The sequence below is a fragment of the Pseudomonas sp. 10-1B genome, assembly GCF_000935045.1.
Classification (GTDB): Bacteria; Pseudomonadota; Gammaproteobacteria; order Pseudomonadales; family Pseudomonadaceae; genus Aquipseudomonas.
On record NZ_JYKS01000011.1, the window covers coordinates 140,495 to 166,226 of the forward strand.

General features: G+C 59.9%; 24 protein-coding genes. 5 read left to right on the forward strand and 19 right to left on the reverse strand.

Annotated elements, in window-relative coordinates; all coding sequences use genetic code 11:
- Nucleotides 1–84 precede the first annotated feature (84 nt).
- From TZ03_RS08480 to TZ03_RS08505, 6 genes are read right to left on the reverse strand one after another with little or no spacing between them, the layout of a single operon-like run.
- The gene (locus TZ03_RS08480) at nt 85–1,881 is read right to left on the reverse strand and encodes a GMC family oxidoreductase (protein WP_201775713.1); all 1,797 of its coding nucleotides are present in this window, start codon (nt 1,879–1,881) and stop codon (nt 85–87) included.
- Nucleotides 1,882–1,883: 2 nt separating this feature from the next.
- Nucleotides 1,884–3,383: an aldehyde dehydrogenase family protein gene (locus tag TZ03_RS08485; RefSeq protein WP_051097001.1), complete on the reverse strand. Its 1,500-nt coding sequence runs from the start codon at nt 3,381–3,383 to the stop codon at nt 1,884–1,886.
- A gap of 39 nt (nt 3,384–3,422) precedes the next feature.
- The gene (locus TZ03_RS08490) at nt 3,423–4,676 is read right to left on the reverse strand and encodes an NAD(P)/FAD-dependent oxidoreductase (RefSeq protein ID WP_051097003.1); all 1,254 of its coding nucleotides are present in this window, start codon (nt 4,674–4,676) and stop codon (nt 3,423–3,425) included.
- A 29-nt stretch (nt 4,677–4,705) separates the two neighbouring features.
- Nucleotides 4,706–6,259 (reverse strand): cytochrome P450, encoded by a 1,554-nt coding sequence (locus TZ03_RS08495; RefSeq protein WP_152645400.1) that lies wholly within the window; start codon nt 6,257–6,259, stop codon nt 4,706–4,708.
- Complete coding sequence (locus tag TZ03_RS08500) at nt 6,186–7,292, reverse strand: zinc-binding dehydrogenase (protein WP_051097005.1); 1,107 nt, start codon at nt 7,290–7,292, stop codon at nt 6,186–6,188. Before TZ03_RS08500 ends, TZ03_RS08495 begins: the two co-directional genes overlap by 74 nt.
- On the reverse strand, nt 7,289–8,470 hold the full coding sequence (locus tag TZ03_RS08505; RefSeq protein ID WP_051097006.1) for a CaiB/BaiF CoA transferase family protein: 1,182 nt from the start codon (nt 8,468–8,470) through the stop codon (nt 7,289–7,291). Before TZ03_RS08505 ends, TZ03_RS08500 begins: the two co-directional genes overlap by 4 nt.
- 264 nt (nt 8,471–8,734) lie before the next feature.
- On the opposite strand from TZ03_RS08505, the gene TZ03_RS08510 reads away from it, so the two are divergent.
- Nucleotides 8,735–9,508, forward strand: coding sequence for a FadR/GntR family transcriptional regulator (locus tag TZ03_RS08510; protein ID WP_051097008.1), 774 nt, complete (start codon nt 8,735–8,737; stop codon nt 9,506–9,508).
- Nucleotides 9,509–9,570: 62 nt separating this feature from the next.
- Here the strand turns inward: TZ03_RS08510 and TZ03_RS08515 are convergent, their stop codons facing one another.
- The 10 genes from TZ03_RS08515 to TZ03_RS08560 form a co-directional block, all read right to left on the reverse strand.
- Nucleotides 9,571–11,193, reverse strand: a complete 1,623-nt coding sequence (locus tag TZ03_RS08515; protein WP_051097009.1) for an FAD-dependent oxidoreductase — start codon at nt 11,191–11,193, stop codon at nt 9,571–9,573.
- An 83-nt stretch (nt 11,194–11,276) separates the two neighbouring features.
- Complete coding sequence (locus tag TZ03_RS08520) at nt 11,277–12,416, reverse strand: acyl-CoA dehydrogenase family protein (RefSeq protein WP_051097011.1); 1,140 nt, start codon at nt 12,414–12,416, stop codon at nt 11,277–11,279.
- A gap of 37 nt (nt 12,417–12,453) precedes the next feature.
- The gene (locus TZ03_RS08525; protein ID WP_051097013.1) at nt 12,454–13,248 is read right to left on the reverse strand and encodes an SDR family NAD(P)-dependent oxidoreductase; all 795 of its coding nucleotides are present in this window, start codon (nt 13,246–13,248) and stop codon (nt 12,454–12,456) included.
- Nucleotides 13,249–13,257: 9 nt separating this feature from the next.
- Nucleotides 13,258–14,244 (reverse strand): enoyl-CoA hydratase/isomerase family protein, encoded by a 987-nt coding sequence (locus TZ03_RS08530; protein WP_236692791.1) that lies wholly within the window; start codon nt 14,242–14,244, stop codon nt 13,258–13,260.
- Nucleotides 14,245–14,436: 192 nt separating this feature from the next.
- Nucleotides 14,437–15,183, reverse strand: a complete 747-nt coding sequence (locus tag TZ03_RS08535; RefSeq protein ID WP_051097016.1) for an ABC transporter ATP-binding protein — start codon at nt 15,181–15,183, stop codon at nt 14,437–14,439.
- Nucleotides 15,176–15,982 (reverse strand): ABC transporter ATP-binding protein, encoded by an 807-nt coding sequence (locus TZ03_RS08540; RefSeq protein WP_051097017.1) that lies wholly within the window; start codon nt 15,980–15,982, stop codon nt 15,176–15,178. The genes TZ03_RS08535 and TZ03_RS08540 overlap by 8 nt, the downstream gene beginning before the upstream one ends.
- The gene (locus tag TZ03_RS08545) at nt 15,979–16,977 is read right to left on the reverse strand and encodes a branched-chain amino acid ABC transporter permease (protein WP_051097018.1); all 999 of its coding nucleotides are present in this window, start codon (nt 16,975–16,977) and stop codon (nt 15,979–15,981) included. The genes TZ03_RS08540 and TZ03_RS08545 overlap by 4 nt, the downstream gene beginning before the upstream one ends.
- A gap of 2 nt (nt 16,978–16,979) precedes the next feature.
- Nucleotides 16,980–17,861, reverse strand: coding sequence for a branched-chain amino acid ABC transporter permease (locus tag TZ03_RS08550; RefSeq protein ID WP_051097019.1), 882 nt, complete (start codon nt 17,859–17,861; stop codon nt 16,980–16,982).
- Nucleotides 17,862–17,914: 53 nt separating this feature from the next.
- Complete coding sequence (locus tag TZ03_RS08555; RefSeq protein ID WP_051097020.1) at nt 17,915–19,147, reverse strand: ABC transporter substrate-binding protein; 1,233 nt, start codon at nt 19,145–19,147, stop codon at nt 17,915–17,917.
- Between the two features lie 110 nt (nt 19,148–19,257).
- Nucleotides 19,258–20,136, reverse strand: coding sequence for a DMT family transporter (locus TZ03_RS08560; RefSeq protein ID WP_051097021.1), 879 nt, complete (start codon nt 20,134–20,136; stop codon nt 19,258–19,260).
- Nucleotides 20,137–20,244: 108 nt separating this feature from the next.
- Between TZ03_RS08560 and TZ03_RS08565 the strand changes: the two genes are divergently transcribed.
- From TZ03_RS08565 to TZ03_RS08580, 4 genes are all read left to right on the forward strand, one after another.
- Nucleotides 20,245–21,066: a FadR/GntR family transcriptional regulator gene (locus TZ03_RS08565; protein WP_053388416.1), complete on the forward strand. Its 822-nt coding sequence runs from the start codon at nt 20,245–20,247 to the stop codon at nt 21,064–21,066.
- A 91-nt stretch (nt 21,067–21,157) separates the two neighbouring features.
- Nucleotides 21,158–22,492 carry an MFS transporter gene (locus TZ03_RS08570; RefSeq protein WP_051097022.1) on the forward strand — a complete coding sequence of 445 codons (1,335 nt, stop codon included), beginning with the start codon at nt 21,158–21,160 and terminating at the stop codon, nt 22,490–22,492.
- Between the two features lie 251 nt (nt 22,493–22,743).
- Nucleotides 22,744–23,061, forward strand: coding sequence for a type II toxin-antitoxin system PrlF family antitoxin (locus TZ03_RS08575; RefSeq protein WP_051097023.1), 318 nt, complete (start codon nt 22,744–22,746; stop codon nt 23,059–23,061).
- Nucleotides 23,061–23,522, forward strand: coding sequence for a type II toxin-antitoxin system YhaV family toxin (locus TZ03_RS08580; protein WP_051097024.1), 462 nt, complete (start codon nt 23,061–23,063; stop codon nt 23,520–23,522). Before TZ03_RS08575 ends, TZ03_RS08580 begins: the two co-directional genes overlap by 1 nt.
- 247 nt (nt 23,523–23,769) lie before the next feature.
- On the opposite strand, the gene TZ03_RS08585 is transcribed toward TZ03_RS08580, so the two are convergent.
- Genes TZ03_RS08585 through TZ03_RS08595 form a run of 3 tightly spaced genes read right to left on the reverse strand, consistent with a single transcriptional unit; the run spans nt 23,770 to nt 25,631 of the window.
- Nucleotides 23,770–24,906, reverse strand: a complete 1,137-nt coding sequence (locus TZ03_RS08585) for a CaiB/BaiF CoA transferase family protein (RefSeq protein ID WP_051097025.1) — start codon at nt 24,904–24,906, stop codon at nt 23,770–23,772.
- Between the two features lie 36 nt (nt 24,907–24,942).
- The gene (locus tag TZ03_RS08590) at nt 24,943–25,254 is read right to left on the reverse strand and encodes a DUF202 domain-containing protein (protein WP_236692793.1); all 312 of its coding nucleotides are present in this window, start codon (nt 25,252–25,254) and stop codon (nt 24,943–24,945) included.
- The gene (locus tag TZ03_RS08595; protein WP_051097028.1) at nt 25,251–25,631 is read right to left on the reverse strand and encodes a YidH family protein; all 381 of its coding nucleotides are present in this window, start codon (nt 25,629–25,631) and stop codon (nt 25,251–25,253) included. Before TZ03_RS08595 ends, TZ03_RS08590 begins: the two co-directional genes overlap by 4 nt.
- Nucleotides 25,632–25,732: the final 101 nt, after the last annotated feature.

Sequence of the window (25,732 nt, forward strand, 5' to 3'; positions counted from 1 at the left end):
TGGCTCATTGGATGAACCATTGAAAACAGACTCAAACATGCCACAGTGCTTGTCAAGCGACAATTCATGAGGCTGAGGGATTTTTTACAGAATCGGGAAGAGATCGGTCGAAACGTCCGCATCATCTAGGGTGCTGCGATTTGCGCTATCGCTGGCCGATGACACGTGGCTGGCAAGGATCAGATCCGCGATGCGTTCGGCGACCATCATGGTCGGAAAATTTATATTGCCGCTGGGTAACGTCGGAAAGATCGATGCATCCACTACCCGCAATCGCTCGACTCCGCGAACGCGCCCTGCCGGATCGGTGACCGCCAGCGCGTCGTCGGCCCGGCCCATTCGACACGTACATCCGGGATGCCAGACACCCACGCAGGCCTTGTCGATGAACTGGCGCAGCAATTGCTCGTCCGCCAGCACCGCAGATAGCGGCGGGCCTCCGGCAACGACCTTACTCATCAGGTATTTGCGCAGTGTCGTCGGCCCGTCCAGCAAGCCGGCCAGGACTCGGGTAATGATTCGGTTGCGGGTGCTGAGCATGCCGACCTGGCGAACCTTTTCGCTATAACTGGCGGGAAACGGTTCAGAGGTTGCCCTGGCCATCGCCTCGCTGGCCTGTATCGAAGCCATGCGCTGGAAGCCATCGACCAGCCGGTCCATATCGCGCTCATCGGCCAGCAGATTCAATTCGACTTTCGGGGATGCCTGCCAGTCGGCGGACTCCAGGGTTACCTGTCCTGCCGCTGAATACGGCTTGTTGACGTACATCAGCATCGTACCGACCCGCTCGCCCACCGCGTGCCAGGACGTCTTGCTGACCCCGGCCACGAACATGTCGCCTGCCGGGGCGTCATGCATCCCCGACGAATATCGCCAGCCCAGCATGATGTGGCGCCGGGTGTACTGATTGATCCGCGCCGGTTTGGCGATGAAGGACGCCAGCGCGATCGCCGGGTGCTCCATCAGGTGCTGCCCAACCCCCGGCACATTGGCCACCAGGGGTATGCCATGGGTCCGAAGGTGCTCGGCCGGTCCGACTCCTGAGCGCATCAGCAGGGCGGGAGAATGAATGGCACCGGCACTGACGATCATCTCGCGCCCCAACAGCCGGGTGCAATGGCCATCGTGGCGGATTTCGACACCGCAACAGCGTGTACCATCGAACAGCAATCGGCTCACCTGGGTATTGGCGCGAATCGAAAGATTCGGTCGCTGTCGCGTCTCGGCGTCCAGATAGCCCATGGCGGCCGACACCCGCTGCTCGTTTTCATTGGAAATGGCGATGGGGAAATAGCCATCCTCGAACACGCCATTCTGGTCGGGCAAATACTTGTAGCCGGCCTGCTTCAGCGCATCCGCCAGCGCGAGCGGATGCCCCGGCCAGTGTTCTGGAAAGATGCGACGAACCGGTATCCGCCCTTCCTTGCCATGCAAGGGGCCGTCGAAATCCAGATCACGTTCGACTTTTCTGAAATAGGGCAACACCTGGTCCCAACCCCAACCCTCCGCACCCCGGGCCTGCCACTCGTCGTAATCGGCGGGGGCACCGCGGTTGAAGAACTGGCCATTGATCGAAGAGCCGCCGCCCATGATCCGCGCTTGTTCGTACTTGCGCAGCGCGCTTGAAACGCCGTCGCGAACGCGCTGTGTGGTCACCCGCAGCCTATTCCACAGGAAGCCGGGATTGAGGTACGCCGTTCCCGGGTAGCTGTCCAGAATGGCAGCAGGCACCTGCCCTTCAGGGGTGTCGATACCCGCTTCGCACAGCAGTACCCGAATGTGCGGATTAGTGGAAAGACGATGAGCCAGGACAGAGCCCGCCGAGCCACCGCCGACAATGATGTAGTCGTACACCGTCGCGCTTCCTCGTTCACTGTTCATCGTCACGCCTGCCCAAGGTTGATGGCGACGCTCTTGAGCTCCGTGTAGAGCTCCAGCGCCTCGCGGCCGCGCTCACGCCCCCAGCCCGACTGCTTGAAGCCACCGAAGGGCAGCGCAGGATCGTTGACCATGTGTGCATTCACCGAAACCGAGCCTGCGCGGATGCGCGCTGCCAGCCTGTGCGCCTTACCGATATCCTGCGTCCAGATGCCGGCAAACAGGCCGTATTCGGTGTCATTGGCCAGGCCGGCAATGGCCGACAGGTCATCATCGTCGAATGGCATCGCACACAGCACCGGCCCGAAGATTTCCTCCTGGACCACATTCATTCGCGCGTCGGTATCGGCCAGCACCGTGGGAGGCACGAAATAGCCCTGTTCGCTCAGCTGACGGGGTGCCGAAGCCAGCGTAGCGCCGCTTTCGCGCCCGCTGTCTATGTACCGCTGTACGCGCTCCATCTGTACCTTCGAGATCAACGGCCCCAGGTCGTTGCCTGCCTCCATGCCATGCCCGAGCTGCAGACGGTCGCCGTAGGCGGCGATATCCGCGACCACTCGCTCGTAGATTTTCCGGTGCACATACAGCCTCGAGCCGGCTGAACAGACCTGACCGCTATTGAAGAAAATCGCGTTGGCAGCCCCCGGTATCGCGGCGCTCAGATCGGCATCGGGAAAGATGAAGACTGGCGATTTACCGCCAAGCTCCAGGGTGACCTTCTTCAGATTGCCGAGCGCCGACTGAACAATGCGTTTGCCGGTTGTGGTCGACCCGGTGAACGCGACCTTGTCTACACCAGGATGCGCGGCGAGTGCCGCCCCCGCATCCGCGCCGTAGCCGGTAATGATATTGACGACGCCCGGCGGAAAACCGGCTTCGAGTATCAACTCTCCGAGCCGCAGTGCGTTGAGTGGGGTCTGCTCGGCCGGCTTGAGTACCACTGTGCAACCGGCAGCCAGCGCCGGTGCCAGCTTCCAGATGGCCATCGACAACGGGAAATTCCACGGAATGATCTGCCCGACAACACCGACTGCCTCGCGTACGGTGTACGCATGCCACTGACCCGGTATCGAAAGCGGTACAGCTTCCCCCGTCAACTTGGTGGCCCAGCCCGCCATGTAGCGGACCATCTCGGCGGTGCCGGCAATGCCACGCCGGGCAAATGCCAGCGGCTTGCCGTTATCCATCACTTCAAGCTGGGCCAGCTCATCGCCATTGGCCTCGATCAGATCGGCCAGACGCAATAACAGCCGTGTGCGGTCTGCTGGCTTGCAGCGAGACCATTCACCGCTTTCGAATGCGCGCCGCGCGGCAGCAACAGCCAAATCGATATCGACAGCCTGACCTTCAGCCACTTGAGCAATCAAAAGTCCTGTCGCGGGATCTTCTACCTCGAATCGTCCGCCTGCACGGGGGGCGACCCACTGACCGTCGATCAGTAAGAGGTGTTCACGCTGAATGAATCGAGCCGCCGTCTGGCCCAATCGCGGATGCAGGGTGGACATGGCTACATTCCTTATTGTTGTTGGCAGGTTATGCGTGCTTTATAGCGCCGGTGCCGGGCGGGGCTCAGTGACTGGAAGCAAGCTCTTGAGTTCGATGTCCAGGTCCTGAACCTGGCCGGGTTGAACCAGAACTCCCGCCGTGATCAACCGGCGTCCGGCCATATGGTCGACCGGACGGGCGACCGACTCGATGGCCAGTAGTTTCCCGTCTCGAAACAGGCAGGCAGAGAAACTCTGGGTGTGTGCATCACCGCGAATCACGCACTGATCAGCGCCTTGGGACAGGCCGACGATCTGCAGTTTCAGGCCACCTTGGTCACTCCAGAACCACGGCGCCGCGTCGTATGGCACACGATTGCCGGTCAAGGTGCGCGCCAGGCAGCGCGCCTGATCCATGGCGTTCTGCACCGACTCGATCCGGCACAGGCCTGATGAGAATCGCGACTCGAACGCAGCGCAGTCGCCAATCGCCCAGATCGCCGGATCTTCGGTTCTCAGGTACGCATCGACCACCACTCCGTTTTCACAGCGCAGTCCCGCCTGATCGGCCAGTTCGACGTTGGGTACGACGCCGATACTGCTGACCAGCAGATCGGCATCGATCACTTCGCCGGTGCTGGTCACCATCCGACAGCGTCCGGGCGTGGACTCGCCCAGTTCGGCCACCGTCACTCCCAGCCTGAACTGAACACCCAGAGCCTCGTGGTGGCGCCGAAATGCATCTGCCACCGGCGCACTGACTGCCCTGCCCATCAACGTCTGTCCGGCCTCGATCACTGTCACGGCCAAACCTTTCTTTGCTGCGACCGCCGCGAACTCCAGCCCCAGAAAGCCCGCGCCGATCACGATGACCTCTCGGGCCCGGCTCAAACCCTCGCGCATCTGTGCCGCATCGTCCAGACCGCGCAGGTTGACCAGCCACGGATAGGCAGCCGCCAACCCCGGCAAGGTCCTGTTGCGCGCGCCAGTGGCCAGGACCAGATGCGCGTAGGGCACTTGCATACCGGTCGCCGTCTCTACCTGCCTGGCTTTGCGATCGATACGGGTCACTTTCGCGCCAAGGTGAAGTTCGATATCACGTTTGAGAAAGTGCTGTTGCGTCTGAAAAAACAGGCTGTCGATTTCGCAATCGCCATTCATGAACGCCTTGGACAAAGGCGGCCGCTGATACGGCAGATGGGGCTCGTCGCCCAGCAGCCGAATGCGCCCGGTGTAACCTTCGTCGCGCAGAAAACCGGCCAGTTGAAACGCGGCCTGTCCGGTGCCGACCACCACAATTGCGTCGTCTGTCATGTCACTGCCTCCCACGCCTCGTACATCTTTTATTTGTCGACATGAATGCACAGGGCGGGACACAGCCGGGCTGCCTCGCGAATGTTGTCGTGCTCTTCGGCGGGAGGGTTTTCATCAAGAATGATGACCAGGCCGTCATCTTCGTTTTGCGCGAACACCTTGGGCGCCGCCATGACACACAGACCGCCGCCCACGCACCGGGAATAGTCGACACTGAAGAACTTCTGCATTTCTGGCTCCCACTTCAACGGAAGGGATTTGATGCCGTAGACGAAGGCATCACTGTTGAATTTCAGCTCGCTCACCGGTACGGCCAGTGCAAGGCCAGGCAGACGCTTGAACAGCGTGGTGAAGACAATGCTCAGTTCGAGCCGCGCCAATTGCTGGCCCAGGCATTGGTGGACGCCGTAGCTGAACGCAACGTGATGCAATGCCTCGCGATGAATGTTGAAGGTGTCCGGGTCGGGGAATTTCTCAGGGTCGCGGTTCGCCGCGCTGATCATCGCCATCACGCCCTCGCCCTTGCGGATCAGGTGTCCGGCAATTTCCACATCCTCCATCGCCACGCGAGGGCCGTTGTAATGGACGATGGTGTGGAAGCGCAGCATCTCTTCAATGGCGTTCTTGACCAGTGACGGATCGTTGATCAGCGCTTGTTTCTGGTCCGGATTCATCAACAACGAGAGCGTTCCCAGGGCAATCATGTTGGCCGTGGTCTCGTGCCCGCCCATCAGCAACAGCTCGATGGTGGCCAGCGTCTCTTCACGAGACAGATGCCCGGGTACCAGTTGATTGCCGATCAGGCGGCTGATCAGATCGCTGCGGTTCCCCGGGTTCTGCATCTTGCGGGTGATCAGCTTGTCCAGGTAAGCGCGCATTTCCTCGCCGGCCTTGAGCGGTACCGACGGATCGGCAGTCAGATCCAGCTTGGCCTGGGCCCGCTCCTGGAAGAACTCGCGGTCCTCGTAGGGCACACCAAGAAGATTGGCGATCACTGCGGTGGGCAAGGCCAGCGCGAATTCCTCGGCAAAATCACAGCTGTTTCCCTTGGCGATCATCTCGTCAAGCAGGGTGTCGACGGTTTCCTGAATGAAGGGACGCATCGCTTCGACCTGAGTGATCATGAACTCTTTGGTCAGCATGCGCCGCTGGCGTGTGTGTTCCGGTGGGTCGAGGCGAATCAGCGTCGCAGGCTTTTCATACTTGAGCAGCGAAGCCCGGGCCGGCGAGATGAACGGATAGCCGTCGCGCGCGGGGTCGGTGGAAAAACGGTTGTCACCCAGTACCGCCTTGACGTCGTCGTAACGGGTCAGCAACCAGGCTTGCGTACCATCTGGCATGGTCACTTTCGACACCGGTGCTTCGGCGCGAATCTGCGCATACTCCGGCGGCGGAGAAAACGGGCAGCGTTTCATGGGAAAGGCTGGCGCGTTGCTGTGATCGTGGCTCATCGAATGACTCCTTATTGTTATGAGGCAGGCCTTGGTCACGGTGCGTACCGTGTTGTAATCAAGGCATGACAGAATCGAAATGAACGACCGTGCGCAGCGCCGAGCCATCGGCCAGCCGAGCGAATCCTTCATTGATGTCTTGCAGCGCGATGCGATGGGAAATCAGCGAATCGAAGCCAAGATCCCCTTCCAGAAAGCGGTCGACCAGCCGCGGCAGTTGGGTACGGGTCTTGATATTGCCCAGATAGGAGCCCATCAGTCGGCGTCCTTCCAGAATGGCCCGGGGACGCAGTTCGATCTGCTGACTGCCCGGCAACACGCCCACCATTACCGTCACGCCCCAGCCCCGGCGCGTGCACTCGACGGCGTCTGAAAGCACACGCTGATTCCCTACGCATTCGAAGCTATAATCGGCCCCGCCGCCGGTAAGTTCACGCAGGTGATCAAGCAGGTTCTCGACACCCGCCGGGTCGACGAAATGAGTAGCCCCGGCAGCTCGAGCGGCCGTCTCGCGGGAAGGGTTGGTATCGACACCGATGATCACCGAGGCACCTGCAAGCCGGGCACCCTGCACGGCGTTCATGCCGATACCACCAAGCCCGAACACGACCACACTCGCACCTGCCTCGACCTTGGCAGTGAACAGTGCCGCCCCGAGACCGGTAGCGCCTGCGCAACCCAGGCAGCAGATCACGTCAAGTGGCGCAGCACTGTCGATACGCGCAACCTGAATGTCCCTGACCACGATTGCCTCAGCGAAAGTCCCCAGATCGCAGAACCCTCGTATCGCCTGATCACCCAGCAGAAAAGGCCGACTGCCGCTGTCGCGAAAGTACTCGTCACACAGATTGGTCTTTCCGCCGATGCAGGCCTGGCACACGCCACACTCGGGGATTCCCAGCGGTATGACGTGATCGCCCGGCACTACGCTGGTGACCTGGGGGCCGCATTCAAGCACCACGCCGGCGCCTTCATGCCCGAGAACCAGCGGGTAAGTCGCACCGGATCGTTCGCCGTTGATGAAACTCATGTCGGAATGACAGATACCGGCGGCTTTCATCTGAACCAGTACGTCGTTCGGGCCCAGAGGCTTGAGGCGCACTGCTTCCACGATTACCTCGCCACGTTGCCCGTGAGCAACGGCGGCTCGCACGAAGGCGTTCATGACGCGACCTTCGTCGTTGCGTCTGCGAGCGCCTGAACCTCGGCGTCGTGCTCGCCCACGGATGGAGGTCCGGAGCGTGGGGTCATCAGCCGTCCGTCAAAGCTGGCGGGATAACGGGCAGCACGAATGGGACCCACCGGTGAATCGATCAGGCTGTGCACCTGGTTGTTGATGACCTGTTCATCGGCAAGAAACTGATCCAAGTCGAACACAGGCGCGGCGGGCACGTCCATCTCGGCAAAACGCTGCAGCCAGAAGCCGGTTTTCTGTAACTTGACCACCGCTCCAACTCGCCGGAAGAACTCCTCGGCCATCAAGACCGGGTCAGTCATTTGCTTGAATTCGTCCTTCCACTGCGGGCGCTCAATCGCACTCAGGGTCTTGGACATTTGCGCGCCGTTAGCCGGAGAAATCACCAAATGGCCATCGGCCGTCTCCAGCACCTGCGATTGAGGGGGCTTCCAGCCGCTGGTATCGCCATCGAACGTGCGGTGCTGGAACATGTCGGGGAAGTTGAAATAGCCCATTACGTCCAGCATCGGCAGCTTCACGTGCCCTCCCATGCCGGTCTTTTCCCGTTCGTACAGCGCAGCCATGACCGCCTGGCTGCCGAAAACACCGGTGACCTTGTCGACCATGTTGTAGGGCGTTACGGCAGGCGCTCCGGCGTTGCGTCCTTCCGCCAGCGCGATTCCGGTACGTCCTTGGATCAGCGAGTCGAAAGCAGGAGCCTCGGCCAGTGGGCCGGTGTCACCGAACCCGGTGATCGATAGACGAATCAGACGTGGATTGAGCGCTGTGAGCACTTCCTGCCCCAGACCCAGCGTCGATGCCACGCGTGGACGCCAGTTTTCGATCAACACGTCGGCTTTTTTCAGCAGGCGCTTGAACTGTGCGAGCCCCTCGGAGGATTTCAGGTCGATCACCACACTGCGCTTGCCCCGGTTGGCGTTGGTCCAGGACGCGCCGAAGCCTGCGCGGGAATGACCGAAGCGGCGAAATCCGTCACCTCCTGGCGGCTCGACTTTGATCACGTCAGCCCCCAGATCGGCCAGCATCATCGAGGCGAATGGCCCGGTGAGGAAGCTGGAGGTCTCGACGATCAGCAGCCCTTCAAGCGGCCTGCTGATCAGGTTTGGAGAATCGCCGCTACAGGTCGGCGTCGCAAACGTACTCATGGCATCCCTCTTTTTATTGTGCTGAGGCCGATAACGTACAACGGTTACGAACCCAAAAAATCATTGGTTGAACCTTTGAAATAAAATTAGTGCCACAAGGACGGCGTTGTCAAGCGCCTTTTCATAATCACGCACCTCTCACTCCCGACCGGGGTGCCGAGATCCGGTCAAGACAGCAGGAAAAAATGGGGCTAATATCGCAATGGATTAACCAATATAAAAACGACCGGGGACCCAAGCCCCCGTCACGCGAGGAAGTCAGCTTTGGACAAAGACACGCAACGCGCCCGCCCGGCTTATCTGCCGATCCAGACCAAACGCGCATTCGAAGAGGTCGCCGAGCAGATCCGCGAGCAGCTGTCTCAAGGCCTCCTCAAGCCAGGTGACCGGCTGCCTCCGGAGCGTGATCTGGCCGAGCAGTTCAATCTGTCGCGCAATACCGTGCGCGAAGCGCTCAGATCGCTGGAGATGTCCGGTGTACTGGAGTTTCGCAAAGGCGCAACCGGTGGTGCCTTTGTCCGGGAAGGTCAGAGCGACGCGGTGGTCTCCGGGTTTTCGGATCTTTACCGACTTGGGTTCATTCTCCCTGAACACCTGGCCGAGGCTCGTCTGCTGATCGGCGTGGAAGTCACCCGCCTGGCGTGCCAGCGAGCGACAGAGGCAGAACACGCGGAGATGGAGGCCAATCTGGAAGCCAGTGAAAAGGCTATGGAAGACGGCGACGGTAAAAAGCGTCTGACGCTGAATCTGGAATACCACATGATTCTTGCCAGAGCGGCGAAAAACCCGGTGTTGATCATCCTCATGGAAGCCTTGAACGATCTGATCTTCAGAAGCCTGCTCAAGGCCCCAGTGCACGCGGAGAACACCAAAATCGTCGCCTCGCGCCGGCGTATCCTCAAGTTCATGCGGGCACGGGATGAAGAAAAGGCGGTCGCGGAAATGCACAAGCACCTGACGGCGCTGCGCAAGCATTACAAGGCTCAGGAGCAGCCCGAAGCGGCCAATACCCGCACCAACAGCGAAACAGAGGCCTGATTCGATCAGGCCTCTATCCCAAGGCGTCATCGCCAGGCTTGGCGATGACGCGTCAGCTTCTGTCAGGCACCGCGTACCGTGTCGATCACCGCCAGCGGATCGGCGGGCATCTGATCGGCGCGCCAGGCCACCTGCCCGTCCGGGCGCACCAGTACGAACTTGCGCTCATACAGCTGGGCTGCCTGCGGATCATCTATGTCTACCACCTTGAAGGGAACCTTGCGCTCGGCGGCAGCGGCTTGGAGTTCGGTGCTCGAACCGCCCTGGAATCGCAGCAGTACGAACGTCTGGCCAAACAGATCCAGCGTCGACTCGCCCGGTTTGAGCCACACGTGAGGGGCGCGTGACCCAGGCCGTGCGGTCTGGACGTAGGTCGAAACCGTATCTTCCGGACGGGGTGTGCCATCAGGCACCAGCACGGGCGAGCCTTCGAACACATACCCCAAATGAATCCCGATGGAGAACCACTCGCGCTTCATCTGCTCGGTATAGGCGTCACCGAACGCCTTGCGAGCCTCGTCGCCGGCAGGACCGTCCTCGAAGACCGCAGCGGACGGTGAACTGACCCTGGGCGAAAGCATGCGCTTGAGGTTGCCTGTCGCTTCCGCCACATTGCGCAGCGCCACAGGACGCATTTCCGCTTCGTAGGAATCGAGCAGCTTGCGCCCGGCCCAACCCTGCAGGTAGCCGGCCAGCTTCCAGGACAAGTTCACTGCATCCTGAATGCCGGTGTTCATGCCGAAGCCACCGGTTGGCGAAGTCAGATGCGCCGCGTCACCGGCAAGAAACACGCGTTGGGTGGCGTAGCTGTTGGCGACCAGTTGGCGCCTGATCCAGGGCAGCATCGAGAGGATCTCGAAATCGAATTCGCGCCCGACCGCGCGCTGGATTGCCGCGCGCATATACGCTTCGTCATGCGTTGCTTTGGTGTCGTCGCCCACCAGCGAGAAGCGCCACTGGTCACGGCCGTTGATGGCGACCAGCGTCGCCCAGGTGCCTTCAGGCCCGATAAAAATGTATCGGTAGGCCTTGGGCTTGTCGTGCAGCGCTTCGAGATTGTCAGTGCGAAACACCACGTTGGTGGTGTAGGTGAGGGTCGGTTCGCCCGCCATCTGTATGCCCAATCCCTGACGCACCGAGCTTGCACCGCCATCCGTTCCAACCAGGAATTGCGCCTCTATTTCGCGTGTTGCTCCGCTTAGGACATCACGCACCGTCGCGGTGACGCCATCCTCGTGCTCGACGAAAGACACAAGCTCCGTGTTATAGGCCATCGTGACACCAGGGTACTGACTGGCAAACCGGCGCAGCACCGGGTCAAAGAAATTCTGCGGGCAGCGTTCGCGTTTTTGCGGACTCTGCGGCGGATATTTTTCCTGGCTGGGTGGCGCGAACACCTCACGGCCGAACTCGTGGCCGGTCAATGTCGTCACCCACGCGCAATCCTGCGGGTAATCACGATTGTACCCGGCGCTTTCGACCCAGGGCACAATGCCCCAGCGGCGACAGAACTCCATCGTGCGCACGCCTACCATGTCCATCCGCGGTTGCTGAACCTGGCCGTCGGTACGTTCGATCAGCGTGCATTGCGCGCCTCTGAAGCCCAAGTCTCCCGCCAATGCCAGACCAACGGGACCGGCGCCAACAATCAATACAGGCGTTTTCATTTTATTGTTCTCCATCATGCGCGGACCGAGCGCCTTGTGATTTCACATTTGCCGTCGAGCGGCCACCCATTCGCCGGCGTGGCACGCACCATGGCGCAGGTTCAAGCCAGCAGACGCCGGCCTATGATCATTCGATGAATCTCGTTGGTGCCTTCAATGATCTGGTTGACCTTGGCATCGCGCATCATGCGTTCCACCGGGAACTCCTTCGAATAACCGTAGGCCCCCAGCACCTGTACGGCCTCGGTGGTCACCGACATCGCCATGTCGGTCACGAAACACTTGGTCATCGATGACAGGATGGTCATGCGACTGTGATCGCCCGAGTCGATTTCCTCAGTGCACGTGCGCAGCAACGAGCGCGCCGCCTCGATCTGAATCGCCATGTCGGCGAGTTTGAATTGCATGCCCTGGAAGTGCCCCACTGGCTTGCCGAACTGCTGACGCTCCTTGCAGTACGCAATGGCGACATCCAGCGCGCCCTGCGCCAGCCCCAGAGAGGTGGCAGCAATGGTCGGGCGGTTGAGGTCCAGCACCTTCATGCAGGCCTTGAAACCCTCCCCTTCCTGCCCTAGCAGGCAGTCTGCTGGCACTCGCATGTTTTCGAAGAACAACTCATGGCTCGGGGAGCCATGTCGGCCCATCTTGTGTTCCTGGCGCCCGACGACGAATCCGGGCGTTCTGGTGTCGACCATGAACGCGCTGATGCCGTCCGAGCCCGGCGCGTCGCTGGTGCGGGCGAACAGCAATAGAAAGTGAGCGTTGCCGCCCCATGTGATCCAGCTTTTCTGACCATTGATGACATAGCTGTCGCCGTCACGTACGGCACGGGTGCGCAGTGACGAGACGTCGGAGCCGGTCTGCGGCTCGGTAATGCCGATCGCCGAGACCAAGCGCCCCTCGGCAGCCAACGGCAACCAGCGCTGTTTCTGTTCTTCGGTGCCATAATGCAGGATCGGCAGCACGAAGGAGATCGAGTTATTGCCGCACAACGTGGCGGCTGCCAGGGATACCTTGGCAATTTCTTCCTTGGCAATGCAGACCGTGGTCAGATCGCCTCCCGGACCGCCGTATTCCTCGGGCAGCCACAACTGCAGCAACCCCATGTCACCAAAGATCGTGACCAGCTCATCAGGAAAGCGATCGGTGCCCTCCATGGACGGCACCAGGGGTGCGACGTCCCTTTCAACCATGCGCCGTATCGATTCCCGGAGCATCTGGTGTTCTTCATTGACGGGCATGATGCGCCCTCCTCTTATTGTTATCGGGTGCACAGGGTCAATAGCTGGGGAAAGACAGTCCGCCGTTGATGCTCAAGGTAGAACCGGAGACCTGATCCGAGTCCGGGCTTGCGAGGAACAGGATGTATTGCGCCAGATCTTCGGCGGTATTGAGGCGAAACTTCACGCGCTGCTCGGCCTTGGTGAACGCCTTGACGATGACTTCCTGTGAACCTTGATCTCTGGCGGACAGGAACCGGTCATGGGCTGGGGTGCCGGTGGTCAGGGTGGTCGCGACAGCATTGACACGAATCCCCAGATTGGCCAGTTCCGCTGCCAGAGAGCGGGTCAGAAACATGATCGAAGCGCCGGCAGCTCCGATCATCGATTCGCTGGGTGTCGGAATCCGCGCGGCATCGGTGGTGATCAGCACCACCTTCCCGTAGCCCTGATCCTTCATGTACTTGACTGCCGCATGCAGGGCGTTGAGCCGTGGCATCAGGCGGCTTTGCAACGTGGCAATACCCTCCTCCGGCGTCATGTCGACGAACAGTTTGGGCCGTGGTTCGCTCGGGCCACCGCTGCCCACCACCACATCGACTTTGCCAAAGCGTTCCTTGGCGAACCCCACTGCCTGATCAACCCCGTCGTACGTCAGCAAGTCACTCTGAACGAAAAGACGCTCTCCGGGATAAGCGACACACTCATCGATCAGACGCTGCGCCGCCTGCGCGTCACGCCCCTGGATGATTACACTGGCTCCGCTTTGCGCCATTTTGCGCACACTTTCGCGACCGATGCCCTTGGTACCACCCAGCACCACGGCAACCATTCCCGTCATATCAGTGATCATGGACTGTCCTCACTTCGATTCGGCTGAGGCGCCCGGGCCCTTCTGCCCCGCACCTGCCTCGTAATGGTTCTCACGGGCGTGAGCGGCCTGGGTCGTGCCTTTGTTCTTGCGCTCTTTCATGAAGTTGACTTCATCGGACTCGTAACGAATGTTGGTCCCCAGGGCATGTCCGATGTAGCCATGCACGAACTGAGACGTCATACCCAGGGAGTCCATGGCCAGGTGTGTGGCGGCCTTGCCGATCGCGATGGCGTCACGCGGCAGGCGTACGATGCGCTCGGCCCACTCTTCACCTGCATCGAGCAGTTCCTCAGGCGGCACGGCCTTGTTGATCAGGCCGATGCGCGCGGCCTCATTGCCATCGATGACCTCGCCCAGCAGCAACATTTCCCGCGCCTTGCGCGGCCCCATGGCAAGGATGTTCCAACTGGTCAGATACGCCGCTCCGGCCAGCCCCATCTTCTGCTCCGGATGACCGATCCTGGCGTCGCTGGCGGCAATCGCCAGATCACTGGCCTCGACGATGTAGAGCCCGGCCCCTACACACCAGCCCTGCACCAGAGAGATCGTGGGTTTGACGCAGTAGAAGATCTGCCGGAATTGCTCGACATGACGCTTATCGAAATGCAGACGCGCTCGCTGGCTGGGGCGGCGTGCACCAGGATCCTTGGAGAACCCGTATTCGGCACCACCCACCTGCGCCAGATCGTGGCCGGTGGAGAAATCCCGTCCTTCGCTTTTGAAAATGATGACGCGCACGTCATCGTCCCGTTCAGCGCGCTCGATGTGCTCAATGAGGCGATCGAACATTTCATAGGTCAGCGCGTTACGTTTTTCGTCACGGCAGAACGTGATGTACGCGCGACCACCGCGCGCCTCGTAACGCACCAGGTCACGAAGATCCTGTTGGTCTTGTTGTGATTCCATGACTGACTCCGCTTTTTGGATCATTGGATGAACCATTGAAATAATGAGTTGGCATTTTTTCTTTGTCAAGCGCCCTCCTTCAAGTGGTCGTGTCACCTGGAGCGAGCCCAGCCACCCTTGCATACGGGCGCAGGAACGCCCCACGCGGTATTCAGCACGGAGCGATTCGAATAAAGGCCAGATAAAGGAAACCGCGCCTGCACCTTGAATGCTCAAGGTGCAGGCAGCGTGGCTGGTGAAAGCGTCAATGAACCTGCGCTATCAGGCGCTTCCTACCACGCTCAATGCCGGCGCCTCTCCCAGATAGCTCTGATGCAATGAAGGGCTGGCGAGCAGATCCGGTGCAGCCCCCTGCGCGGTAATTGAGCCGGTGTTCATGACATAACCGTATTGGGCAAGACGCAGCGACTCTTCGGCATGCTGCTCCACCAGCAGCATGGTCAGACCGCTATCGCGCAACTTGCCCAATACGTTGAACAGAAGCTCGACAACCAGAGGCGCCAGGCCGATGGAAGGTTCGTCCAGCAACAGGACCTTGGGATCAGCCATCAATGCCCGCCCCATCGCCACCATTGACTGCTCACCTCCGCTCAGGGTGATTGCACGCTGAGCGGCGCGCTCGTGCAACCGGGGGAACAGCTCGTAAACGTAGTCCAGACGGTCCTTGAACAACCTCTTATGGCTGCTGTTGCCCCGCAGTCGATGGAATCCCAGCCTCAGGTTTTCCTCGACCGTCAGAGGCCCGAACAACTGCCGGCCTTCGGGAACCTGAACGATGCCCAGATCGACGATTTGCGGCGCGGACAAACGGGTGATGTCGACGCCGTCGAAACGTATCGTTCCGGCATGAACCTCAGTTAGCCCGCAGACGCTGTTGATGAGCGTGGATTTGCCTGCGCCATTGGGGCCCAGCACGGTGACCACTTGTCCACGCTTGACCGAAACAGAAACCGAACGAATGGCGTCCGAGCCGTTGTAGCCGGCCCGTAGATCAACGATTTCAAGCATGGCTGGCTCTCCGGCCCAGATAGGCCTCGATGACGTTTTCATCCATCTGGATCTGCTGTGGCGTCCCCTCGGCAATCAGGCTGCCGTGGTCCAGAACGGCCAAGCGATGACACAGCCCCATCATGAAATCGATGTTGTGCTCCACCAGCACGATGGTCAGCCCTTTGCCATTGAGTTTTCGCAACAACTCGCCCAGATTTCGCGTTTCCTGATCGTTCAAGCCTGCCGCCGGCTCGTCCAGCAATAGAAGGTCAGGCTCGCTGGCCAGCGCTCTGGCAATTTCCAGCAGACGCAACTGGCCATGTGGCAAGTGCTCGACTTTCTCCTCAGCCCGCTCTGCCAGTCCGACGAACGCCAACAATGCCATCCCCTGCTCGCGGATCTGGCTCTCGCGCCTGAGCACTCGCGCAGCCATGAGCATGGAGGGCAACAACCCGTCGATCAAGGTGTGATGAAACCCCATCAACACGTTGTCCAACACACTCATACCGTGAAACACGCGCACAATCTGAAACGTGCGCGCCATGCCCAGCGCGCTGCGTCGATGCAAGGGCAGCTTCGATACATCCCGCTGAGCGAACTCGATGCGCCCTGCCGTCGGCACCAGAACACCGGTGACCAGATTGAACAGCGTGGACTTGCCTGCGCCGTTTGGACCGAGCAGGCCATACACCTGACCTTTGCAGACTTGCAGCGACACGCCGTTGACCGCGACCAGGCCACCGAAACGCATGGTCGCACCACTGATGCCCAACATGAGCTGACCCGTATTAGCAGCGGGTTCCTTGAATGCATTCATGACTTGGCATCTCCATGCTTGACGACTTCGCCGGTCGCAACTTTCGTCTTGCCCCATACACCGGAGACCATTCGAGGAATCAGCCCCGAAAGGCCATGAGGCAAGAACATCAGGAACAGCAACAGGCAGATCCCGTAGATCAGGGTTTCCGATTCGCCGAATGCCGCCAAACCTTGCGGCGCGATGACAACCACACAGGCGCCCAGCAAGGCGCCGTAGCGCGTGCCAAGGCCACCGACCACAGCCACCGTGAGGATGCTGACCAGAATTGGAAACTCACTGAAGCTGGGATTGACCTGGCGGTTGACCAGTGCCGAGGCGATGCCTGCCAGCCCCGCGAGCACCGACGAGAGTATGAAAATGCGCAATTTCCAGGCCGTCACATTGACACCCAGTGACTGCGCCGCAGTTTCATCGCCACGCAGCGACATAAGGGCACGCCCCATGTGCGTGGACACGATGAAATTCTGCAGCATCAGGACCAGTGAGGTAATCGTCAGAACCGCGTAATACAGCTCCGTACGACTGACAATGTGACCGCCGAGCTTCAGGCCCGGTACCATCATCCCGGCGGTGCCGCCGGTGAACTCAATCCAGCGACTGGCCACTCCGGCGAACACCAGGCCAAAGCACAACGTAGCCATCGCCAAGTAATGACTGCGCAAACGTAACAACGGGATGCCTATCACCAGCGCAACCACGGCGCAAATCAGCAGCGCTCCGGGCAAGGCAGACCAGAACGACCAGCCACCGGCCGACATCAGCAAGGTGAACGCATAGGCGCCCAGCGCAAAGAACCCCTGCTGCCCCATGGAAATCTGCCCGGCGTAGCCGTAGAGCAAGTTGAAGCCGGTGCACAGAATCGTATAGATGCAGATGATGCTGACCAGTCTCAGGTGAAATCCGCTGGTGAGCAACAATGGCACCAGCGCACCGACCAACAGAATCAGAATCGGCCCGCCTAATATTGAACGAACCTTGTCCAGACTATTCATGCTCAGCGTCTCCCCGCTTCGAAATCGCCCAGCAGGCCATACGGCCTGAAGAACAGCATGGCGAGAATGAGTGAAAAAATGATGGGCTCGGCATAGAGGCTCGAGCCGTACCCGGCCACCAACGCCTCCACCACCGCGATCATCACGCCTCCAGCCGCAGCGGCGAACGGACTGCCCAGACCGCCGAGGATGGCTGCCATGAAACCTTTGACGGTCAGCGTCACCCCCATGCCAACCTGGCCACCGAGCAATGGTCCGATCAAAATGCCGACCGTCCCGCTGATCAATGCACTGAACACGAATCCGAAACGAACCACACGATCAGCGCGAATCCCCATCAGTGATGCCACGCGGGCGTTGACGCCAGTGGCACGAATGCACAAACCGAAAGAGGTGCGATACAGGAGGTACCAGGTCAGCAGCAGCAACCCTGCAAACACCGCGATGATGACCAGTTGCTGAGTGTTGGTGATCAGCGGCCCCAGATTGAGCGCCTCGAGCGAGAACACGTTTGGCACCGCCAATTGCAAAGGCCCCCAGATCAGCAATGCAATACCCGTTGCGATAATGGCTGCCGCCAGCGTCCCGATCATGATGGTCAGCGGCGCCGCGCCGCGCCGCTTCAATGGCCGGTAGACCCCAAGCTCGAGGATGAAGGCCGCCAGCAGAACCACCACGAGAATGGCGCCAATCGCCGCCCACACCGGAAGCTGCAGCGTGACCATGAAAAGGATCGCTGACATGACACCCAGCATGACAAACTCACCCTGGGCGAAGTTGATCACCCGGTTGGTGCCGTAGATCAGTGAAATCGACAGCCCTACCAGCCCGTACACGCTGCCATTGGTCAGCCCGGCCAATAGAATGACGCCTATCTGTTCCATGGGAATGTTCCTTTCAGAAAGACGGCCACGCGGGCGCAGCCGTCGGGGCAGGTTCAGGAGCCTGGCTTGAAGGCAGACAGATCAGCCGCCACCAGATGCTTGCCCTTGTCGGCTACCTGGACGAAGACAAACCAGTCCTGATCGGGCGGGCCATGATGGCGGTCCGGCCCGAACTGATAGGTGGCACCGGCATGTCCCTGCAGACCTTGATATTTACCATTGCGGACCAGTGCGTTACGCACTGCCACGCGGGCCTGACCCAACTCATTGGCGGCGAGCGCCTTCTGCACGTCGGGGTCGGCAATGGCCTTGAGCACCATTTTCGCTGCGTCGTATCCCAGCACCGGGTACATCGTGGGCTGCGCCTCGCCAAAACCTGCCTTGTAGCTGTCAAAGAACTTCTTGACGTCTACGCGCTGCATATCGACGGTGTTTGGCACCAGCACGCCGTCACTGGCATCGCCCGCAAGCTCGCGCAATGTATTGAGCAACGCGCTGCGCGCAACGATGCGAGGCAGACCCACGCCTTGCTGCTGCAAGGTGCGCAGCACGCGGGCACCATCGGCTGCATAGGGGAAAATCACCACCACGTCAGGGTTGGCACTGCGCAAGCGGCTGATCTGCGGCGACAGATCGGTGGCGTTGATGTCGTACGTCTGTTGTATCACCACCGGCACGCCGCTGGCCTCCAGCGCGGCCTCGGTGGCGTGGGCGCTGTCAGTGCCGAATGGCAGCGAATTGTTGATCAGCGCGACCCGCTTGAAGCCCTGCCGGGCGATCAGCTCGGCGATCGCCGCAGCGTCCTGAGAGTTGCGCGGGCCGACACGAAAGTGGAAAGGAGCCGGCATGTCGGTCAGGTTGTCGGTACCCGCCGAAAGCATCAGGTAGGGAATTTCATACTCTGCCGAGATCGGAATCATCGAAGCAGCCGGTGCCGAAGGATTGCCACCAACGATGGCTAGCGCTTCGTCGTCTTCGGCACAGCGGCTGGCGAAGGTTGCGGTGAGTTGAGGATCGGTCTTGCCATCGTAGGCCACCACCTGGACTTTCTGCCCGTTGATGCCACCTGCCTCGTTCGCCTCGTTCACGGCGATCTGAAAGCCATTGAAACTCTGAATACCGGTGTCGGCCGCAACACCACTGCGATCGTCCACATAACAGATTTTCAAAGGCTGCCCGGCCCAGGCCGCAGAACCAATAGACGCCAGCACACACAGCAGAATGGCACGCCAGGAAGTCGAAGGATTGCGGGCCAGGACCCGGCCCCCGGATTTTGTGTTGTTCATTGTGACTCCGCTTATTGTTATTGGATGCTTCACAAATGCTCAAAGGCTCATTGGATGAACCTTTGAAAAAAGAATGCGTCAGCGTATTGAGGTTGTCAACCGGCGGCTCGTCAGATCGGCATCGTTTTGCGGGCTTGCCGAAGACTGAGCCAGCTTCCAAGACCGCTGAAGGCAATCACGCTCATGCCGATCAAGGCGCCTGTGTCGGGGATGTGGTCAAAGAAAAGCGCACTGAACAGCCCGGCGAAAAGAATCTGCAAGTAGCTGAAAGGCGCGAGAATCATCGGCGAAGTGAAGCGATACGCCTGGGTCAGGAGCAGATGCCCGACTGTGGCGATCGTGCCCTGGGTTAACATCGCTGCAAGGTGTAGCGGTGTCGGAATGTCCGTCCAGAAGAACGGCACCAGCACGCTCATGCTGACCACGCCAACCGCGCCGGAAATCATGTTGCTGGTTGTAACAGCGTCCCGCGTACCGATCAGCCGTGTGATCAATTGATAGAGCGTGAAGCACAACGCAGCACCCAATGGCAGCAGCATGCCTGGCGTAAGCAACCCTCCACCCGGGCGTACGATGATCAGCACCCCTAGAAAGCCAGCCGCGACCGCCAGCCACTGACCTGGCTTTGCCCGCTCGCCAAGAATGTGACTGGACAACAATGTCACCAGCAGCGGCGCAATGAACAGCACCGCCGTCGCCTCCCCCAGCGGCAAATAGCGAGTAGCACTGATGAATAGCAGTCCGGCACCCAGCAGGCCGAGCGCGCGCAGCACCTGCAAACCCGGGCAGTTGCAATGAAATACGCGCCAGCCGGCTCGCGGGACCAGCCAGCCGGCAAGCAATACCGTGGTCACGGTGAATCGCGCCCAGATCACCACGATCGCACTGTGAAATGGGGTCAAGTACTTGGAAAGGCTGTCCAGCGAGGCAAACAGCAATACCGCCACACAGCACAAAAAAATGCCCTTGAAAGGACGAGACTCAGACATGGGTTGTCTCCTATCACGCTGCAATGGCTCAAAAGAACCAGGATTCAGGGCCGCTAATGCACTATCGTGAATCTGACGGCCAGAATACAATGGATGAACCAATGACATTTGCAAGTCGACATCGGCTTTTCCAACGAGGATTCGGACTTGAGCAGCGATCCATCACGCGCACACCCGGTTTACTTGCCGGTGCAGACCAAGCGCGCCTTTGAAGAGGTGGCGGAGCAGATTCGCGAACAACTTTCACAGGGCCTGTTGAAGCCTGGGGACCGATTGCCTTCCGAGCGGGAGCTGGCAGAGCGGTTCGGGTTGTCTCGCAACACGGTCCGCGAGGCGCTGCGGGCGCTGGAGATGTCGGGACTGCTAGAGTTGCGCAAGGGCGCGACAGGAGGCGCCTTCGTGCGCGAAGGCCAGAGCGATGCGGTCATCAGCGGCTTTACCGACCTGTTTCGGCTGGGCTACATACTGCCGGATGACCTGGCAGAAGCGCGGTTGATCGTCGGCACCGAAATCGCGAGGCTGGCGTGTCAGCGAGCAACGACGCAGGAACTGGATGCGCTGGAGGCCAATCTGGATGCCAGCGACCTGGCCTCCATCTGCGGCGATGACAGCGGTCGTCTGGAAGTGAACCTGAACTTCCATGCCCTGCTGGCAAAAGCAGCGCGCAACCCGGTGCTGATCATTCTTACAGACGCACTCAACGATGTGCATCAGCGCCTGTTGCGCGTGATGATTCCGGCACATAACACGGAAATCGTCGCCGCCCGACGCCGTATCGTTCGCCATCTTCGCGATGGAAACGAAAGCGCCGCGGTCAACGAGTTACGCGCGCACTTGGTTACTCTTCGGGCGCACTACAAGGCACAAGAGTCACCAAGCAGCGAGCCTGCGCCAGAGGCGGCTCCGCCTGCCCCCCAAGCGGATCGCTGACACCTGGCTCGGCACATCCGCGGCAACCGGACTAGGCAGCGGGAACTGTACCGCGCCTCGAATGACCACTCAATAAGAAGAAGACAACGTCATGCCAACGCCTGTCGCAACGCCGCAAGATACCGTCCTGAATGCCGCCGTGCGCCGGGTCAAGGCCCGGGTGCTGCCGCTGTTCGTGGTGATGTTCATCGTCAACTACATCGACCGGGTGAACATCGGCTTCGTGCGCCAGCATCTGGAAGTCGACCTGGGAATCGGTGCAGCCGCCTACGGTATCGGGGCCGGTGTGTTCTTTCTCGGATATGCGTTCTTCGAAGTCCCCTCCTCGATGCTGATGCAGCGCCTGGGGGCACGTGTCTGGTTGACGCGCATAATGCTGACATGGGGCCTGGCGGCAATGGCCATGGCGTTCGTGCGTAATGAAAACGAGTTTTACGCCTGCAGATTCATCCTTGGCGTGGCAGAGGCAGGATTCTTTCCAGGTGTCACCTACTACTTCACCCAATGGCTGCCATCGCGTGAACGGGCCAAGGCAATGGCGATTTTCATTGGCGGTTCGGCATTCGCCTCGGTGATTGCAGGCCCCGTCAGCGGGTTGCTTCTGCAGATTCGCGGCCTGGGTCTGCAAGGCTGGCAGTGGATGTTCCTGATCGAAGGTTTTGCTTCAGTGATACTCTGCCTGCTGGTCTGGAAAGTGCTGGACTCCTACCCTCGGGATGCCCATTGGCTGAGCCCCGATCAGAAGCTTGCACTGGGCCAGGTAATCGCAAGAGAGCAGCAGGAACGGGAGCAATCGCGCGGCACCCACCTGCCTGCGCTGAAGCTTTTGGCTGACAGACAAATCCTGCTGTTCTGCTTCCTGTTCTTTACCACCGCGCAAAACGTATATGGAGTGACCTTCTGGCTGCCTTCCATGATTCGCCGCCTGGGGGATCTGAGCGACATTCAGGTCGGCTTGCTGAATTCGATCCCCTGGTTGATCGCGATCGTGGCGATGTACAGCTTTGCCGTGATGGCCGGGAAATGGCTGACCCAGCCAATATGGCTGTGCATCAGTCTGCTCATCGCCGCCGCCGGGCTGTTCGCCTCAACCCTGGGCGGACCGCTGTTTAGCTTCATTTGCGTATGTTCCGCGGCAATCGGCTTCAAATCTGCTACCGCCATGTTCTGGCCCATTCCCCAGGCTTATCTCGACGCACGAGTGTCCGCTGCCGTACTGGCGCTGATCAATGCCGTCGGAACCCTCGGCGGCTTTGTCAGCCCCGCGATGTTCGGCATTCTTGAACAGAAAACCGGTTCTATTCATGGCGGAGTCTGCATCCTTGCGGCAACGTCTCTGCTGGCAGCGGGTTTGGCACTGTTCAGCAGAACCTGCCCCTCACGGACAACATTTTCGGTGCATGAATCGGCCAGCGAACCGGTTTGATATTTCAAGCTTTGTTATTGCGACAAAAACGGCTGGCTGCTCAGATGAGCGGCGAGCTGCTGAATGGCAGCTATCGGTCCAGGCTGTGTGAAAACTCCCGGATCGACTCGGATCGTGTCCCGGGAAGTGGTGTAACTCATCCTGCGGCGCTACTGAGCGTGCGCCCGCCTATGCTTGATCAGCAGAAAACCAAGATTGATCATGTAAGGATTATTCCTTACCACTCAATCAGTACATCCGGGAGAACGCTCATGCCTGCCATCCACGAAATCGCCACATTGACCTCGAAGGGGCAGGTCACAGTGCCCAAGTCCGTTCGCCAGCTTTTGGGCCTCGACACTGGTGGCAAGATCGCATTCGACGTACGCGCCGGGGAAGTCGTGGTCAGCCGCGTAGACGCCATCCATGAAGACCCTGCCATCGGTGCGTTCCTGGGTTTGCTGGAGGCTGATATCCGAAGCGGACGCAACATCACCACGCTGCCGGAGGATCTGGCGCAAACCATGCTCGCCAATGCGGGCCACGATGTAAATCTGGACGAAGATATCGACGGTGAGGTCGCGCTCTGATGCTGCGACATGGCTGGACACTGTTGTTCCATGAGGGTGTGACTTTACAGCTACGCAAATTGCAAGAAGCCGCCGCCCGGGCCGAGCAGAACGACCCGCATGGTTTTGAAAGCAACGCCAACGTCAAGCTGTTTCGGGCATTGAGCCATCTGATCATGGAGGCTGTGCCTGCCGACCCGGGCCGTGATGAGTTCCGCCAAGGCAACACGCTGGGCACCGCCTACCGACATTGGCGGCGGGCAAAAATCGGCAGGCGCTTTCGGCTGTTCTTTCGCTACGACGCAAGATCCAAGGTCATCGTCTGTGCAAGGGTCAACGACGAAAATACCCTACGGTTCGCAGGCAGCAAATCCGATCCCTACGCCGTATTCGAGAAGATGCTGGGCCGCGGCAACCCTCCTGATGACTGGGATGCGCTAATTACTGCAACCCGTAGCGACTGGGACGAGCCTAAAGCATAAGCTGCGCAAATGGGTGATGGATTGCACGTTCGGCGCCAGCCCCGCTCCGGTGCGTCCACTGTAATCCACTCGTAGCTGCTATAGAAAGGGGTAAATCTGGGGGTACAAAGCCAATTCCCCATTACCTATTCCGCTCGCTTGAGCATATCGACGAGAAAGGGAGCAGTTCGACTATCTGACTCGCTCGCGAGCTGCCGGGGCTCCCCCTCCTCTAGACGTTTCCTCCCTCGCCCGCACCGGGGAAAATTCAGAACTCCGTCTGGGCCTTGAGGCTCGCTTTGAAAGCAGATACGTCATACTCACCCAACGCCGGAACGGTGCTATCGCTTTCAGGCAGCCCTCGGGAGAACTTCACCGGAAACCCGACACTGATCGCCCGCTCCTTCGGCAACGGGCATACCGTGCCCCGTGCCTGAACATGCGGGTCGTCGAACAGCTCAGTGGCGCTAAGCAGCGGCGAGAACGGTAGGTCATACTCGGCGAGGGCGTGGGTCCATTGTTCCAGTGTGCGGCTTAGGAATATGCCTTTGAGCAGCGCATTGACTTCCTGCTTGTGGCCAAAGCGACTCATGCGGTTGGCAAAGCGCTTGTCCCTGAGTTGCGCAAACTCGTCACCCAGCACCTCGCACAGGGTCTCCCAGAATTTGTTCTCGAGAATGCCCATTGCCAGATAACGACCGTCACGCGTCTGGAAGATATCGTTTTCAGGCATCACCGTCGGTGAGGCGACCGGATTGTCTTCAAAGCCACGGGACAGCCAGGCCATGTGCGCGGTCCAGGACAAAATCGCGTCATGCACCGAGACGTCCAGATGCTGGCCAATACCTTGCTGGCGGGCACTCATGATCGCCACCGACAGCGACAAGGCGGCGTAGGCCGAGGCAGCATAGTCGGACAGCCGCACTTTGGGGCGGGCGACCTTGTCGTCGACTTGCACCGGGATCGACCAGTAGCCGGCCATAGCCAGGTAGTTGAGATCGTGGCCGGCATGCGCCGCATAGGGGCCGGTCTGGCCAAAGCCGGAAATCGAACAGAGGACAATCGCCGGGTTGACCTTGGCCAATTCCTCGTATCCCAGCCCCAGGCGCTGCATCACGCCGGGGCGAAAGCCCTCGACCACGGCATCGCAATCGCCTACCAACTCGAGGAATGTGGCTTTATCGACGGGCTCCTTGAGGTTCAGAGCAATCGAGCGCTTGCCGCGGTTGAACTGGGCAAACACCGCGTTGCCGAGGAGGCGCGAACTGTCACCGCTGCCCGGTTGTTCGACCTTGATCACGTCCGCCCCCAACTGCAACAACAGGGAGGTGGCATGGGGGCCGGGCAAGAGTTGGCTGACATCGATGATTTTGACATCGTTGAGGCAGGACCAGCCTGGTTTCATGGTGTCGCTCCTGAGGAAATGACAGGTCAAGGACGTTCAGGCTTGTGCCAGAACGGCAAACAATGTGAACGCCGCCAGCAGTGCGGTGCACAGACAGAGAGCCAGCAGTGGTCGTGGGTTGCAGGTCGGCGCTTGCCGGGCGATGCCCAGGCGCGAACACCGGTAGCAACGCCCTTGTTCAAGCAGAATCCACAGCGCCTGCCTCCCGGCTAGGGTGATGACACCGAAGGTCAGTAGCGGATGATGTTGCAGGCAGCGCAGCGCCAGACAGGCCACCAGCACCAGCAGTATGTGCGTACGTTTCCATGCCAGCGTAGTGCGCTCCGGCTGAAGTCCGCCGTCAGTCACCACAGCCCCCACAGCGCAGCGATCACCCCGCCAACGAGCAAAGCGCAGCCACCCGAGAGCAACGGCATGAGCGGCGAAACAGGAAGCGGCGCTTGCTGCCTGAGCGCGCGCTCAATGCTCAGCCAGCGCCAGAATGCGCCAACACTGACAATCAGGCTGAGCCCCACTAGGCCAACCACCAGGGCACGCTTCTCGTTCGGGTTGAACAGCCCCAAGGTGAACGCCTCTACGGCGATGCCACTGGCCAGCAACGCCAGTGCTGTGCGAATCCATGCCAGAAAGGTGCGTTCGTTGGCCAGGGTAAAACGTGGATCGGGCTCCTGCCCTTGCCCCAGCAACAACTGGCTAAGGGCAGACGAAAACGCACTTGGCAACATACCGCGAACTCCCTAAATTTCAGCGTAAGGCGTTGTAAATCAATACGCTAGCGTTGCAACAAGGACAATAAACAGGTCATATAACAACTATGGCATCATCC